General features: G+C 67.1%; 13 protein-coding genes. 9 read left to right on the top strand and 4 right to left on the bottom strand.

Annotated features, from left to right (window positions below; translation table 11 throughout):
* Positions 1 to 30 precede the first annotated feature (30 nt).
* Positions 31 to 573, top strand: a complete 543-nt coding sequence (locus CAL13_RS17135) for a phosphonate degradation HD-domain oxygenase (RefSeq protein WP_086073040.1) — start codon at positions 31 to 33, stop codon at positions 571 to 573.
* A gap of 89 nt (positions 574 to 662) precedes the next feature.
* On the opposite strand, the gene phnN is transcribed toward CAL13_RS17135, so the two are convergent.
* The 4 genes from phnN to phnF all read right to left on the bottom strand — a co-directional run bounded on the left by phnN (position 663) and on the right by phnF (position 4,086).
* Positions 663 to 1,229: a phosphonate metabolism protein/1,5-bisphosphokinase (PRPP-forming) PhnN gene (phnN, locus tag CAL13_RS17130; RefSeq protein WP_086073039.1), complete on the bottom strand. Its 567-nt coding sequence runs from the start codon at positions 1,227 to 1,229 to the stop codon at positions 663 to 665.
* Positions 1,226 to 1,963, bottom strand: coding sequence for a DUF1045 domain-containing protein (locus tag CAL13_RS17125; RefSeq protein WP_086073038.1), 738 nt, complete (start codon positions 1,961 to 1,963; stop codon positions 1,226 to 1,228). The genes phnN and CAL13_RS17125 overlap by 4 nt, the downstream gene beginning before the upstream one ends.
* 25 nt (positions 1,964 to 1,988) lie before the next feature.
* Positions 1,989 to 3,188 (bottom strand): alpha-D-ribose 1-methylphosphonate 5-triphosphate diphosphatase, encoded by a 1,200-nt coding sequence (locus CAL13_RS17120; protein WP_086073037.1) that lies wholly within the window; start codon positions 3,186 to 3,188, stop codon positions 1,989 to 1,991.
* A gap of 175 nt (positions 3,189 to 3,363) precedes the next feature.
* Entirely contained in the window at positions 3,364 to 4,086 is a 723-nt protein-coding gene (phnF, locus tag CAL13_RS17115) for a phosphonate metabolism transcriptional regulator PhnF (protein WP_086058456.1), read from the bottom strand.
* A 124-nt stretch (positions 4,087 to 4,210) separates the two neighbouring features.
* Here phnF and phnG point away from each other — a divergent pair, with 124 nt between their 5' ends.
* The 8 genes from phnG (at position 4,211) to CAL13_RS17075 (ending at position 13,646) form a co-directional block, all read left to right on the top strand.
* Positions 4,211 to 4,684 (top strand): phosphonate C-P lyase system protein PhnG, encoded by a 474-nt coding sequence (gene phnG, locus CAL13_RS17110; protein WP_086073036.1) that lies wholly within the window; start codon positions 4,211 to 4,213, stop codon positions 4,682 to 4,684.
* A 25-nt stretch (positions 4,685 to 4,709) separates the two neighbouring features.
* Positions 4,710 to 5,336, top strand: a complete 627-nt coding sequence (gene phnH / locus CAL13_RS17105) for a phosphonate C-P lyase system protein PhnH (RefSeq protein ID WP_086073035.1) — start codon at positions 4,710 to 4,712, stop codon at positions 5,334 to 5,336.
* A gap of 1 nt (position 5,337) precedes the next feature.
* Positions 5,338 to 6,519 (top strand): carbon-phosphorus lyase complex subunit PhnI, encoded by a 1,182-nt coding sequence (locus CAL13_RS17100; RefSeq protein WP_086073034.1) that lies wholly within the window; start codon positions 5,338 to 5,340, stop codon positions 6,517 to 6,519.
* A complete protein-coding gene (locus tag CAL13_RS17095; protein ID WP_086073033.1) occupies positions 6,516 to 7,427 on the top strand; it encodes an alpha-D-ribose 1-methylphosphonate 5-phosphate C-P-lyase PhnJ in 912 nt (303 codons plus the stop codon). The genes CAL13_RS17100 and CAL13_RS17095 overlap by 4 nt, the downstream gene beginning before the upstream one ends.
* Positions 7,424 to 8,203 carry a phosphonate C-P lyase system protein PhnK gene (gene phnK / locus CAL13_RS17090; protein ID WP_086058451.1) on the top strand — a complete coding sequence of 260 codons (780 nt, stop codon included), beginning with the start codon at positions 7,424 to 7,426 and terminating at the stop codon, positions 8,201 to 8,203. The genes CAL13_RS17095 and phnK overlap by 4 nt, the downstream gene beginning before the upstream one ends.
* Positions 8,204 to 8,228: 25 nt before the next feature.
* Entirely contained in the window at positions 8,229 to 8,924 is a 696-nt protein-coding gene (gene phnL / locus CAL13_RS17085) for a phosphonate C-P lyase system protein PhnL (protein ID WP_420042403.1), read from the top strand.
* Positions 8,925 to 8,926: 2 nt separating this feature from the next.
* Entirely contained in the window at positions 8,927 to 10,129 is a 1,203-nt protein-coding gene (locus CAL13_RS17080; protein ID WP_086058449.1) for an alpha-D-ribose 1-methylphosphonate 5-triphosphate diphosphatase, read from the top strand.
* A 364-nt stretch (positions 10,130 to 10,493) separates the two neighbouring features.
* Complete coding sequence (locus CAL13_RS17075; RefSeq protein WP_157664891.1) at positions 10,494 to 13,646, top strand: hypothetical protein; 3,153 nt, start codon at positions 10,494 to 10,496, stop codon at positions 13,644 to 13,646.
* The last annotated feature ends 5 nt before the right edge of the window (positions 13,647 to 13,651 follow it).

Genomic DNA, 13,651 nt, shown 5'->3' with positions numbered 1-13,651 from the left:
CTCGTGTCAGCAGACGCTGGCCGCATCACCATGACCACGCAACAGACATTGACTCTTGAACGCATCGAGCAATTGTTCGCCGGCTATGGCAGCGCTTACTACGGCGGCGAAGCCATCACGCAGACGGAGCATGCGCTGCAGTGCGCCGCCTTGGCGGAACAGGCCGGCGAATCGGCTGCCGTCATCGCCGCGGCGTTGCTGCATGATGTCGGCCATCTGCTGATGGCCGAGAGCCAGATCGAAGACAAGCGTCATCAGGATGTAGGCGCCCGTGCGCTGGCCGGCCTGGTGGACGAGGCGGTGATCGCGCCGGTGCGTCTGCATGTGCCGGCCAAGCGTTATCTGTGCGCCGTCGATGCGGCGTATTGGGATACCTTGTCCCAAGCGTCCAAGGATTCTCTGGTGTTGCAGGGTGGGCCGTTCTCCGCGCAAGAGGCGCAAGCCTTCGAACGCTTGCCGCATGCGGCCGAAGCCGTGCGGCTGCGCCGCTACGACGACCTGGCGAAGGTGCCGGATGCGGTAACGCCTGCCTTGACCCATTATCTGAAGCTGCTGGAGACGGTTGCCGCCTGACCGGCGCGGCTGCTTTCGGCACAGGGCCGGCAACCCCATACCGATCAGGGGTCGCCTGCAATCCAAACCGCCGCGGCGGTTTTTTTGCGTCACGCCGTCCGGCGGCTGCGCACGATGTCGAGCAGGCGGGATGCCGCGTCCTGCGGCGCGCCATTATTGTCCAGCGCAATGCATTCGCAGCCGGCGGGCACGTCGAAGGCCGCGGTCGCCCGGGTCAACCGGGCCTCGATGTCCGATCCGCTTTCCCGGCCCCGGCCCAGCAGGCGCTGGCGCAGCATCGCCGGGTCCACGGTGACTTCCACCGCGCACAAGGCGGGATAGCGGGCGCACGCCTGGGGCAGGTAGGCGCGGGAACCGTTCACCAGGACTGTGATGCCGGCGGCCATCCATGCATCGATTTCAACGCCGATGCCGTAGCGCAGCCCATGGCTGCGCCATTGCAGCGCAAAGCAGCCCAGGTTGGCGCGCCGTTCGAATTCGTCCTCCGCCAGCGCCACGGAAGCTTCGTCCGGGCCGCTGGGCCGGGTGATGTAGCGGTGTGCGATCAGCAAGCGATCGCCGGGGGCGGTCATGGCGCGCAGGTGCCGCAGCAACGTGTCCTTGCCGCTGCCCGACGCGCCCATCACATAAACGAGATTGCGGCCGCGGTCTTTCATGGCGCATCGTCGTCCAGGAAGCGCGCACCCGATGCATCCCGCGTCGACCCGTCGAAACCGTAGTGCCGCGCCACGACGAAGGGATCGCCCGGCCTGGGCTGCACATACACGCTGACCGCTTGCACGGGCATTTCGCCATCCAGGGCGCTGCCGGCCCGCGCGCGCAGGAGCTCCCCGGCGTGGTCCAGATCCGTCGCCGAGAGCATGCCCGTCAACGTGATATGAAACGTGAAGGTGTCGAAGAGGTAGGGGTAACCCCACTCCTGCAGCATGCGCCGCTGCGCCGGATTCAAGCCTTCGGGATGGCGGCGCGCGATTTCGTCGGGCGTGGGCGCGGCCCGGAAGGCATCGAGGTCTCGGACCATGCGGTCGGCGACGCGGCGGATGTTGGCGTGCGCGCCCGCCTCGTCCGGCAGGCACCAGGCCAGGAAACCGCGCAGCGCGCACAGCTCGAGCGCGGTCCCGAAGGGCCGCTGCGCACGCGCCAGCGTGCGGACTGCGCCGTCCAGGCCGCAAGCCGTGGTGCCGGGCCGCAACCGGAAGGGCGGCTTGAGCGTGGCGTGCAGCCCGTAGTGGCGCGGCGCTTCCGTCCAGGCGTCCAGCCTCGGGTCGTCCGCCCGCGATCTTGCAATGCGTTCGCCGGTTTCTTCGCAGCGGCCCAGCCAGGCGCTGCCGATTTCGCGCCAGGGGCCCACGGGCGCCAGATAGATTGCGTAGCGATAAGCCTGCGGCATGATGGTTGTCTTGTCGCCAGCGGGGTTAGGCCGCGGCGCGCGCAAGCCGGCTCTCGAACTGCCGTGTCGCGTAGCGCAGCCGTCCGCCGACGATCGCCGCACATACGTGGGGGACTTCCGGGACGCTGTCGTCCACCACGATCGCGTCGGCGGTCATGCCGGGCGCCAGTTGACCGCGGTCGCGCAGCCCTGCGGCGCGCGCCGGATTGCGCGACACCAGGTCCCAGGCCCGGTCCAGCGGCAGGGTGCCGGCATGCGCAAGCTTTAGCGCGGCGGCCAGCGGAGCCGGATAGTAATAGTCGGATGCCAGCACATCGCACAAGCCCGCGCCGATCATCTCCGTGGCGTTCAGCGAGCCGTTGTGGCTGCCGCCGCGAACGACGTTGGGCGCCCCGAAAACGATCGCATTTCCCAGCGAACGGGCCACCTGGGCCGCGTCGAGCGCGACGGGGAACTCCGCCACTTCGCATCCCAGCTGATGATAGTAGCGGCGAGTCGCCGCATCGCCGTCGTCATGCGAAGCGACCTGCAATCCGGCTTCGTGCGCGCTGCGCGTGAGTTCCCGCATCGCGCCGGCGACGTCGTCGGCCGAGGCCATGGCGGCGCGGATGCGGTCCTGGAAGGTATCCAGATCGCATTCGGCGCGCTCGGCGTATTGCAACAGCTTGCGATCGTCTCCCAGGCGCTTTGCCATGCTGGGCAGGTGATCGTTCAGGGCCAGGAAGCGCACCTTGCCTTCGCGTATCCACGATTGCGCGACGTCGACGCCCGCGATATGGTGCGTTTCAAAGCGCAGATGGACGTAGTGATGGGCGCCCAGCAGGCCGCGCATGCGGTCCAGCGCGTCAAACATGCGAACCGCATAAGGCTCGCCGCGCAGGCCGCCTTCCCAGGACAGGGTCACGCCGTGGAATTCGGTGGTGATGCCGTTCGCCAGCAGTTGGCGGTCCACATCCAGCAGCGCGCCGTCATAGGGAAAGATGACGCGCGGTCTTGGCATGATCGCGCGTTCGAAGGCGTCGCCATGCAGGTCGACGATGCCGGGCACCACCAGCAGGTCGCCGGCGTCGAAGTCCTGATCGCGCGCGACGCCGGCGGCCTCCATATGGGCGATCCGGCCGGCCTCATCGAAATCCAGGCAGGCGGGCCCCAAGCCGTGGGGAGTGAGGACGCGGCGGCCGCTGATACCGCGCAGCGCGCGGGAAGGGGAGGGGGCGAAGTGCATAGGAACTCAACCTGTAGGACCGCCTACGATACCTGGCCTTCATGACGAACAGATGTCTAGATGTCTGGCCTGGTCGGCTTTTGCATCGAAGCCTGGACGCGCACGTCGTCGCGCCGGCGCGCTGGCACGGGGTGCGCTGCAGGCGAGACCGCGCTTGCGCGCGCCGGCGCCGGCCCTAGTTATCGTCGGTGACCATCAGCTGCACCCAATCGCCGGAGAAGCGCGTAATGCTGTATTGCAGCGGCGCGCCGTCCTGGTCTATGTTCAAGGCCTCCACCTTCAGGATGGGCCGTGTCTTGGGCTGCCCGAGCAGTCGCGCGGTCTCTTCGTTGGGCAAGGTGGCGGTGATGCGCGACCACTTGCGCGTGTAGTCGGCGATGCCGAAGTGCCGGTAGGTTTTCGACACCGAACGGATGCCGGCCAGCTTGTCGGCGAAGCCCGGAAAGCGCTTCTCCTCGAAGAAGTGCTCCGACACATTGATCGTGCGGTTTTCCGCCTTGCCGAGCAACTGCACGCGAAGCAGGGCGGCGTTGCGTGCAAGGCCCAGATGATGCGCGATGTCGGCCGCCTTCAGGACTTCGCTGCCGACCACTTCGACATGCCCCAACATGCCCTGACTGCCCAGGTTTTCGGAAAAGCGCGTGCGCTTGCCGATGGCGTAGTCAATGGCATGTTCCTGGACGAAGGTGCCGCGCCCCTGCTCGATGCGCACCAGGCCATGCTGCTCCAGCTCGCCCATGGCGCGGCGTATGGTGTGCCGGTTCACCGAAAAGCGGGCCGCCAGTTCCGGTTCCGGCGGCAGTTGTTCGCCCGGCGCGTAGCGCTTGCTGCGTATCTCGGCCGCCAGCGCTTCGCCGATCTGGCGCCACACGGCAATGCCCGATCCTCGTTCCACCATGATCGTCTTCCGTTATGCGAGGGTGGTCACAAAAAATTCATCGAAAGCGTGCTTCACTGCGATTGAAGTTTCGCCGCCGGCGCATCATACTCCCATCTGATCGTATAGACGTTTAGAGGTAAAGATGAACCTTTCGCCCGAAGCCACACAGGCGCCGCACGCGGCGCGCGCCGCATGGATGCGCGTCATGGCGCTGGCCGAGCCGGCCGCCCTCGCGCAGGCCTGCGCCGCCCTGGGGGAACTGCCCGCCTACCGCACGCTGCGTGCGCCGGAAACCGGCATGGCAATGGTCCGTGGCCGCGCTGGCGGAACCGGCGCACAGTTCAACGTGGGCGAGGTGTCCGTGACGCGTTGCACGGTGGCCTTCGACGACGGCGTAATGGGTACCGCTTATGTGCGCGGCCGCGCCCCGCGCCACGCGGAACAGGCGGCCGTGCTCGACGGCCTGCTGCAGATGCCCGCCTGGCACGAGAGGGTGCGCGAAGCCGTGATCGAGCCCCTAGCGCAAGCCCATGCCGCGAAAGCGGCAAATCGAGCAGCCGTGGCTGCGCAGACCCGGGTGGATTTCTTCACGATGGTGAGAGGTGAGGACGCGTAGGCGCGTGGCGCCATGGAGAATGGATATGTCAGTACATGAATGGATGAATGGGACGTCGGGTGCGCCGACGCTGTTGCCCGGGTTCGACGATCCGGTGAGCGGCGCGCAGGCGACGTTCCGGGCGGCGCTGCAGGCGCTGGCGAATCCCGGCACGGTTCATCGGGTCGAGCCGCCGCGAGGTGTGCCGGCCGGCCTGTCGCCGGCAATGACGGCGATGCTGCTGACGCTGGCGGACGTCGATGCGGCGGTGTGGCTGCCGCCGTCGCTGGGTGAGGGCGCCCGCGCATTTCTGCGTTTTCACTGCGCCTGCCCGCTGGTGGACCAACCGGCGCAGGCCCGGTTCGTTGTGGTGCCGGCTGGGTGCGCCGGTCCGGCGCTGGAGGACTGCGATGCCGGGGAGCCCGCGTATCCGGACCGGTCGGCGACCATGTTGATCGAGGTCGAATCGCTGGGCGGCGGTGCGCCGTTGCGATTGTCCGGGCCCGGCATCCCGGATAGCCGCTCGCTGGCGGTCTCGGGTTTGCCAGAGGGATTCCTCGGGCAGTGGGCCGCCAATCACGGGCGATTTCCGCTTGGCGTCGACGTATTCCTGGTGCAGGGCAACCTGATATGCGGACTGCCGCGCACGGCCCGCTGCGTGCTGGAGAACTGACATGTATGTAGCTGTGAAAGGCGGCGAGCGCGCCATCCTGAATTCCTATCGGATGCTGGACAGCTATCGGCGCGGCGACACCGCCGTGCCGGCGCTGACACTGGCGCAGATTCGCGAGCAGATGCCGCTGGCGGTGTCGCGCGTCATGGCGGAAGGTTCGTTGTACGACCCGCATCTGGCGGCCTTGGCCATCAAGCAGGCCGCCGGCGATCTAATCGAAGCGGTTTTCCTGCTGCGCGCCTACCGTACCACCTTGCCGCGCTTCGGCTACACGCAGCCCGTGGATACGGCGCGCATGGGGCTGCAGCGGCGTATCTCCGCCACCTTCAAGGACGTGCCCGGCGGGCAGGTGCTGGGTCCTACGTACGACTACACGCAACGCCTGCTGGACTTCAGCCTGGAAGACGACACCCAGCCTCCCGCGCCGCTACCGCCCGCCGAAGAACCCATTGCCGCGCGTATGCCGCGCGTGACGGATCTGCTGGCCCGGGACGGGCTGGTGGAAGACGAGACGGCGCCGCCGGGCGATCCGGCGCCCTTCGATCTGACCCGGCAGCCCCTGACGTTTCCCGCATCGCGCGCGGCGCGGCTGCAGAACCTGGCGCGCGCCGATGAAGGCTATCTGCTTTCCATGGGGTATTCCACCCAGCGCGGCTATGGCAATACGCATCCGTTCGCGGCGGAGCTTCGCTACGGTACGGTGGAAATCGAGATGTTCGTCGAAGAACTGGGTTTCGCCGTGACGCTTGGCGAAATCGACGTGACGGAATGCCAGATGGTCAGCCAGTTCGCCGGCAGCGGACAGGATGCGCCGCGCTTCACCCGCGGCTATGGGCTGGTCTTCGGCTATGGCGAGCGCAAGGCCATGTCGATGGCCCTGGTCGACCGCGCCTTGCGCGCGGCCGAGCTGGGCGAAGCCGCGGACGCGCCCGCCAACGATCACGAATTCGTGCTCTATCACAGCGACAACGTCGAGGCGTCCGGGTTCGTGCAGCACCTGAAACTGCCGCACTACGTCGATTTCCAGGCCAACCTAGAGCTCGTGCGCCGTTTGCGCGCCGAACACGGGCAAGATCGCGGCGGGTGCGCCGCGGACACCGCTCCGGCCGGAAAGGCGGCCACCCAGGACCGCCCGCAGTCCGCCGGCGTTGCTTCCACCCTGGATGAGGCCATTGCATCATGACGACCATCGAACACGCCGACACCGCGGCCCGCACGCAAGCCAGGCGCGATCCGCACTACAACTTCGGGTACCTGGACGAGTCCACCAAGCGCATGCTGCGCCGCGCGCTGCTCAAGGCCGTGGCGATCCCTGGCTATCAAGTCCCCTTCGGCAGCCGCGAAATGCCCTTGCCCTATGGCTGGGGCACGGGCGGCATCCAGGTGACGGCGGCCATCATCGGGGCCGGCGACGTGTTGAAGGTGATCGACCAGGGTTCGGACGACACCACCAACGCCATCAATATCCGCCGTTTCTTCGGGCGCGTAACGGGCGTGCGGACGACGGAGTCCACGCACGAGGCTACCATCGTCCAGACGCGGCACCGGATTCCGGAAACGCCGCTGAAAGAAGGCCAGATCATGGTCTTTCAGGTGCCGATTCCCGAGCCGCTGCGCTGGCTGGAGCCCAGCGAAACCGAAACGCGCACCATGCATGCCCTCGCCGAATACGGCGGTATGCACGTCAAGCTCTACGAGGATATCGCGCGGCACGGCCACATCGCCACCACGTACGACTATCCGGTGCTGGTGAACGGCCGCTATCTGATGCGCCCATCGCCCATTCCGAAGTTCGACAACCCCAAGCTGGACGGCAGCCCCGCCTTGATGCTGTTCGGCGCGGGCCGCGAAAAGCGCGTCTACGCGGTTCCCCCCTATACGCGTGTGAAGAGCCTGGATTTCGAGGATCACCCCTTCACGGTGGAAAAGTGGAACGAATGCTGCGCTTTGTGCGGATCGCGCGAAAGTTACCTGGATGAAATCATCCTCGACGATGAAGGCGCCCGCCGCTTCGTCTGTTCCGATACCGAGTACTGCGCGGACCGCCGCGCCGCGGGCCACGGCGCGCCCGCCGAGGAGAATCCGGCATGACGCCTCCGACCCCTTTGCTTTCCGTACGCGATCTGACACATACCTGGGACGGCGTCCACGGTTGCCGCGACATCGCTTTCGATCTTTACCCGGGCGAAGTCCTGTGCGTCGTGGGCGAGTCGGGTTCCGGCAAGAGCACGCTGCTGCAGGCGGTGTCCTGCCAGGTAGCGCCGCGTGCCGGCACCGTCCGCTACGCCTTGCGTGACGCCGGTCTCACCGATCTGTCCACCCTTTCCACGGCGCAACTGCGCCTGCTGGCGCGCACCGACTGGGGATTCGTGCGCCAGAACCCGCGCGACGGCCTGCGCATGCAGGTGAGCGCCGGCGCCAACATCGCGGAGCGCCTGATGGCCGTGGGCAAGCGTCACTACGGCGACCTGCGCGAGGCCGCCGGCGGATGGCTGCAGAAGATGGAAATCGACGTGGGCCGGCTCGACGATGCGCCCGCATCGTTTTCCGGCGGCATGCAGCAGCGGCTGCAGATCGCGCGCAACCTCGTCACGCAACCGCGCATGGTGTTCATGGATGAACCGACCGCGTCGCTCGACGTGTCGGTGCAGGCCCGGCTGCTTGACCTGCTGCGCCAGCTGGTGGCGGACCTGAACCTGGCCGCCATCGTGGTCACCCACGATCTTGCCGTGGCGCGCCTGCTGGCGCACCGGACGCTGGTCATGCGGGGCGGCCGCGTGGTGGAAAGCGGCCTGACCGACCAGATTCTGGACGATCCGCAGCACCCCTACACGCAGCTCCTCGTGTCCTCGATACTCCAGGGGTAGAACCGAGATGATCCCAACATCCACCATGATCGAAGCCCGCGGGCTTTCCAAGTTTTTTACGCTGCACAACCAGGGCGGCATTACGCTGCCCGTGCTGCGCGACGTGTCGTTCGACGCCGCGCGGGGCGAGTGCCTGGTGCTGGCCGGGCCGTCCGGCACCGGCAAGAGCACCTTGCTGCGGTGCCTGTACGGGAACTACCTGGCCACGGCGGGCAGCATCCGCGTGCGCGATGGCGACGAATGGGTGACGCTGACCGGCGCGCCGGAACAGCGCATTCTGCGGCTGCGGCGCAACGTGATCGGCTACGTCAGCCAGTTTCTGCGCGCCGTGCCGCGTGTCGCGGCCCTGGACGTGGTGGCCGAGCCGCTGCGCCAGCAAGGCGTGGCCGCCGCGACGGCCCGGGCACGCGCGGCCGAACTGCTGGAGCGCCTGCGCCTGCCGCGCCGCCTGTGGGATCTGCCGCCCGCCACGTTCTCAGGCGGCGAACAGCAGCGCGTGAACATTGCGCGCGGCCTGATCGGCGGTCATCCGATCCTGCTGCTGGATGAACCGACGGCGTCGCTGGACGCCGGCAACCGCCAGGTGGTGGTGGATCTGATTCGCGACGCCGTGGCCGGCGGCCGCTGCGTCGTCGGCATCTTCCATGACGAAGCCGTCCGCGACGCCGTCGCCACCCGTATTCTCCCCCTCGAACCCGCTGTTGCCGCCGTGCAGGAGTAATCATGCCGACCACCTTGCTGACCCGCGCCCGTGTCGTGCTCGCCAACGATGTCCTGGAGAATGCTTCCCTGCTGATCGAGGACGATCGCATCGCCGCCATCGAGCCCGAAAACGCGTGCGCCGACCATGTGGTGGATCTGCGCGGCCAGACCCTGCTGCCCGGATTGGTCGACCTGCATTGCGACGCCATAGAAAAAGAAGCGGAGCCGCGGGCACGGGTGCTGTTTCCGCTGGAGTTCGCCGTGGCGCAGGTCGACCGCCGCAACGCCGCGGCCGGCATTACCACGCCTTATCATGCCGTCTCCTTCGCCAATCGCGAATGGGGCGTGCGCAACAACGAAACGGCCGCCGCCGTGATCCGTGCCTTGCACGCTTTCCGTCCGCACGGGCTGGTGGACAACCGCGTCCACTGCCGCTACGAGGTCACCGATCCGCACGCCGTGCCGGTGCTGGCCGGCCTGATGGACGAAGGCATGGTGAACCTGCTGTCGGTCATGGATCACTCGCCCGGCCAGGGTCAGTTCAAGACGCTGGACGCGTATCTGGAATACATGATGGGCAACCACGGCATGAGCCGCGAGCAGGCCGAAGAGGCGGCCCGCGCCAAGGCCGACGCGCGCGATGGCGCCGTTGGCCGCGTGGAGCAGTTGCTGGAGCGCGCCCGCCGCCATGGCATTCCGACGGCGAGCCACGATGACGACTCCGTGCATCGCATCGCCGCCATGCGGGCGCTGGGTGTGGCCATGAGCGAATTCCCCATTACGCTCGACACCGCGAAGGCCGCGGTGTCCTGCGGTCTGCCGACCATACTGGGCGCGCCCAACGTGCTGCGCGGACAGAGCCAGAGCGGGTCCATGCGGGCGATCGATGCGATTCGCGCCGGCGTGGCCAGCTGCCTGTGCTCCGACTACCAGCCGTCCACGCTGATCGCGGCGGCATTTGTCGCGGCCAGGCAGGCCTCCCTTCCGCTGCCGCAGGCCGTCGCGCTGGTAACGGCCAACCCCGCCAAGGCGGCAGGCCTGCACGACCGCGGCCGGATTGAAGCCGGCCTGCGCGCAGACCTGGTCGCCGTGGCCAACGTGGGAGCCCAGGTCCTCGTCACCCAAACCTGGAGCGCCGGCCGCCACGTATTCTCCGCGCAGTACCCATCAGCAAACACCGTCGCGCCCCAAACCATCGACACGCCAACCGCCATCGCCGCATAACCCCAACCAACAGCGCCCCCGAAGCGCGGGCGCGTCAGCGCTTCGCCGCAAGCCCAACCTCCACCGCAAAAAACAGGTGCCCCCCGATCCGGGACGCCGTGGATCCGGCTCCGCCGGTCCACCGGCGTCGCCCCCTCGAGGGGGAAGCGCGTCAGCGCTTCGGGGGTGGACCTCCCCCTCCGGTCCACGGGCGTCGCCCCCTTGAGGGGGAAGCGCGTCAGCGCTTCGGGGGTGGGCTCGCCTTCTCTCGGATCGCTCCGAATTGTGCGGCGACGCGCCGCAATCCCGGAACCCGTGCAATGCCCTGGTACTTATCGCGGCGTTTTTCTTGCCACGGAGCATTGTCTTGGTCCAATACGCCAACTTGGCCGCCACCCTGCGTACGCCGCAGCCCCCCAACTTCACGGCGACTTTTTTCGAGCGCCACGAGCCCGAACCGTTGGAGCCGGACCATGCGCCGCCCGGCGAGCCCGGCGCGTCGCAACCGGGCATCCGCTATACCGCCGCGAGCTACGGTTCCCATGCCGAATTCGAGTCCAGTCCGGACTTCGCGCGATACCGCGACGAGGTGCGCAATCGTTTCGATGCGCTGGTCGCCTTCTGCCGCCGCGAGGGGATGTCCGACACGGACGCGATCAAGGAGCGGTTCGACACGTTCTTCGCCAACCGCTTCGGTCAGCGGCACTTCTTCAGCACGCAGGCCCAGTACGTCGATGGCCCGGGCAAGCAGTCCTTGGACAGCTTCTGCCGGATGGTCGCGGACGAACGCTATCCGCTGGATGCGCGCAAGGCCGCCGTGCGCAACCTGTCCGAGGGCGTGACGAAGTGCGCTGCGGGAGCGGTCGCCAACCTGGTCGATGCCGACCGTGATCTGTCGTTGTCCATCGGCGGCTTTCGGGCCGCCATATGGCGCGCCAAGGAGAGCGTCGCCAGGGCCGCCGTGCTGAACGAGGTGGAGCGAGAGTATGGGAGAGGGCTTGACAGCGAGGCCATGCAGATTCATCGGGTGGAGCAGGTGATGAATCATCTTGCCCTGGGCTTGGGATTGCCGCGCAACCCCGACCCGCTGGCGCAAGCAGCTCCGGAACCGGAGCTGCTCGACGCGTCCGCACTCGCAGCGCTGAAGGCCTTGGCGCCGGACCTCATCGCGACAAAGTTGGCGGAAGACTGTCTGGGTGCATTCCAGTCACTGGCCGCGGAAGGTGGGCTGTCCCTGTCCGGAGCCTTGACTTCCGAAGCGAACGGGCATTTTGAACAAATCGCCAAGCGGGTGAGCGCCGACATCGGTCTCGGCCAAACCCCGCTGAAGATAGCCGCCTTCCTCAAATTTCCCGATGACGGAGATGCGGGCAAAAAATACGACGCCTACGAAATCCGCAGCGAACCTTCGGTATTGGCGTGGCACATCCTCGCCGCCATGGACGCCGAGGGTCTGCTCGAGACTCGGCCGGTCAGCCGGGGAGGCTGGACAGCAGATGGGTGCCACTACGTTTTATGCACCTATGGCGACAGCCTGGCATGGTCGCTGCCGCAAACGATCGAGGATGCGATCGAGCCCGGTTGGAACGGAGATCCGGAGCCGGTGCGGCTTACCGAGCTGTTCGCGTGGTCCAAGGTCCAGAGCGGGATTGGCCGGCCCTTCATTCCACCGGCTGCCGCACTGGCCCCGGCCATCAAAGGCGCAAGCGCGGATGACCTGACACGGATTCCGCCCCGCTGGCTCGCCGATAAGGAATCCATGCTGGCGTTGGCGGACCGGATGGACGCGACCCAGTTGCAACGCTATCTGCAGAGCGATGTGGCGTTCTTCCAGCACCAGTGTCCCCCAAAAGTCCGGGCTGCGCTGGCGGATCGCATCATGGCGCGGGCCGATGCCCCGCTGGAGCTCATCAAGCATTTGTGCCCGGACCCATGGGCCTTCCTTAATGAAAAGCCGGAGGGCGCGTTGCACACGCGCATTCGCCAGTGGTTCATGGACGATAACGTGGCCGCCCTCGATGCGGTCGTCCGCTTGATTGAAGAGCGCGGGGAGACCGGCGCGCTCGACCCCGAGCAGCAGGACGTTGTGTACCAGGTGCTGCACGGCGCGAGTGTGTTCGACGAGAGCGGGTACGACGAGAACGGGCACCCGATACTGTACATGGCCATCGGTAAGGACCAGATCGCCTGCATCGATGCCTGGGGGCGGTTGTTGAAGGCGGCGGTTTCCTTGGGTCGCGTCAAAAGCAATCTGGACGCGTTGCTCACTGCCCGCGTCGGCGGGGGCACAGCACTCAGGGTAGCGATGTCCGAGAATCGCGGCGATGCGATACGGGCCTTCCATCGCATATTGGCCGATGCCAGCATCGCGCCCCACATTGGCGCGCACATGGCTTCCCTGGTGGGCCTCAAGGAAACGGGCCAGCCACTATTGCACTTGGCCATGGAGGAGGGCTGTGCGGACGCCGTGAAGGCATATGGCGAATTACTGACCGACCCGATGGTTTTCGATCATATCGAACCGATGCTGCCGCTGGTGCTTCGCAGCGAATACAGTGGCTTGCCGGCATTGGCGCAGGCGATGGCGGCAGGGCATGCCGACGCAGTCGACGCGTACAGCGGCATCCTGAGCCATCCTTCCGTCATACCGTCGATCGCAGGCGAGCTGGTCACCCTCGTCGCATCGAGAAGCGTTACGTCAGGGGCGTCGGCGCTGCTGCTGGCGATGCAAAACGGGCGCGCCGCCGCTGTCCGGTCGTATCGGGCCTTGCTTACACACCCGGCCGTCCTGCCGCACTTGAGGGCGGCATTGCCGGGACTGGTGGCGGGAAGGACCAACAAAGGGTCTTCCGCCCTGGCGATGGCGATGGCAGGGGGCCGCACGCAGGCGATCGAGGCCTATCGCGAACTACTCACCGATGCGTCGATTTCCCAGCACATCGTCGATGCATTGCCTGACATCCTTCTCGCCAAGCGGTCGACCGGGGAACCGGGGCTTTTCCTGGCGGCGTTGCACGGGCATGCCAAAGCCATCGAGGCCTATCACGCCTTGTTGGCGGACAGTGTGATCCTGCCGCATGTGAAGGACCGCTTGCCGGACCTGCTGTCGGCAAAAAACAATCAGGGCAAAACGGTGCTCGCGGCGGCAATGGAGGACTTGCGTTTCGCGGCACTGAGCGCGTATTACGCCATGCTCGCCGATGCGAATATCGCCCGGCATCTCAGCGGCGATCAGAAGCGCCAACTAGTGCCTTTGCCAGCCCCGCCCGAAGCTGAGCCTGCGCGCCATCCGGCGTTGACCGACGTGTTGGAGGCGCGTCGCCCCGACCGGCCGGCAGCCGATCTGGCGGTACCGGACCACCCGGCGCCGCCTCCTCCTGCGCCCCGCCGCGGGACGTCCCTTCGCCGCACGCGCGCCGTGCAGGCCGCGCCGGGCGCGCCGGCCGCCGCCGCGACGGCGCAGCCCGTCGCACGATCCGAGTCCCCGCCGCGGGGCCGTTTCAACCCGCTGAATCTGCTGCGCCGGATGCGCAACTGACGCGC

The organism is Bordetella genomosp. 9 (assembly GCF_002119725.1).
Classification (GTDB): domain Bacteria; phylum Pseudomonadota; class Gammaproteobacteria; order Burkholderiales; family Burkholderiaceae_B; genus Bordetella_C.
This window is presented reverse-complemented; position numbering and strand designations above follow the sequence as displayed.

Excerpts from the sequence above, each read along its gene's own strand:
- CAL13_RS17135 (WP_086073040.1), top strand. The coding sequence starts at position 31 with ATGACCACGCAACAGACATTGACTCTTGAACGCATCGAGCAATTGTTC.
- phnF (WP_086058456.1), bottom strand. The coding sequence starts at position 4,086 with ATGGTGGAACGAGGATCGGGCATTGCCGTGTGGCGCCAGATCGGCGAA.
- CAL13_RS17080 (WP_086058449.1), top strand. The coding sequence starts at position 8,927 with ATGCCGACCACCTTGCTGACCCGCGCCCGTGTCGTGCTCGCCAACGAT.
- phnH (WP_086073035.1), top strand. The coding sequence starts at position 4,710 with ATGTCAGTACATGAATGGATGAATGGGACGTCGGGTGCGCCGACGCTG.
- phnL (WP_420042403.1), top strand. The coding sequence starts at position 8,229 with ATGATCGAAGCCCGCGGGCTTTCCAAGTTTTTTACGCTGCACAACCAG.
- CAL13_RS17100 (WP_086073034.1), top strand. The coding sequence starts at position 5,338 with ATGTATGTAGCTGTGAAAGGCGGCGAGCGCGCCATCCTGAATTCCTAT.
- CAL13_RS17095 (WP_086073033.1), top strand. The coding sequence starts at position 6,516 with ATGACGACCATCGAACACGCCGACACCGCGGCCCGCACGCAAGCCAGG.
- phnG (WP_086073036.1), top strand. The coding sequence starts at position 4,211 with ATGAACCTTTCGCCCGAAGCCACACAGGCGCCGCACGCGGCGCGCGCC.
- CAL13_RS17120 (WP_086073037.1), bottom strand. The coding sequence starts at position 3,188 with ATGCACTTCGCCCCCTCCCCTTCCCGCGCGCTGCGCGGTATCAGCGGC.
- CAL13_RS17125 (WP_086073038.1), bottom strand. The coding sequence starts at position 1,963 with ATGCCGCAGGCTTATCGCTACGCAATCTATCTGGCGCCCGTGGGCCCC.
- phnK (WP_086058451.1), top strand. The coding sequence starts at position 7,424 with ATGACGCCTCCGACCCCTTTGCTTTCCGTACGCGATCTGACACATACC.
- phnN (WP_086073039.1), bottom strand. The coding sequence starts at position 1,229 with ATGAAAGACCGCGGCCGCAATCTCGTTTATGTGATGGGCGCGTCGGGC.